This is a genomic window from Actinomyces sp. oral taxon 170 str. F0386 (assembly GCF_000195595.1).
Taxonomy (GTDB): domain Bacteria; phylum Actinomycetota; class Actinomycetes; order Actinomycetales; family Actinomycetaceae; genus Actinomyces.
The window spans coordinates 1-545 of record NZ_GL882567.1; the positions used below are offsets into that span (position 1 = coordinate 1).

A 545-nucleotide genomic window follows, 5' to 3' on the forward strand; every position below is an offset into this window, starting at 1 on the left:
CCACCCGGGACCACCAACAAGGTAACGGGGACGCGCGGGGGTGCGTGAGCCCAGCACGTAGGACAGGCCGGCTCTCTCCAGGGCCTGCCTGTTGGCGGCGCCGATCATCCCGGCGTCGGTGACGACCACCATGTCGTCGAGGTTGTAGGCGTCCATGAAGTCGTTGATCATCGGGATCATGGTGGCGGTCTCGGCCTTGTCGCCCCTCAAAGGCCCCAGCCCAGAGGGAACCCTGGTCGGTGAGCAGCCCTACCGTGATCTGCGGCTCCAGGCGTCCTTCCTTGGAGAAGCCCGGCTCGCGCAAGGCTGTCGGCCTTGTCGGTCCCGGTAGTACAGGGTCGTTACGTCAAGCAGGACCAGTGAGGCTCGTCCGATGCGGGCGTACCCGGCCAGCAGACGCGACAGGTCCCGGGTGAAGTCCTCAGTGGCGTAGTTGGGCAGATGACGCTTGACTGTCGCGTAGGACACCGGTGACAGGCCCGCCTCAGCCAGGCCCCACAACGAGTCCTTGTCAAGCCCTGGGTTTTGTGGAGGCTGGTTTATCT

General features: G+C 65.1%; 1 pseudogene. It reads right to left on the reverse strand.

Annotated elements, in window-relative coordinates:
- Positions 1-249: 249 nt before the first annotated feature.
- Positions 250-545: pseudogene (locus HMPREF9056_RS14405) on the reverse strand (hypothetical protein); the annotation flags it as partial.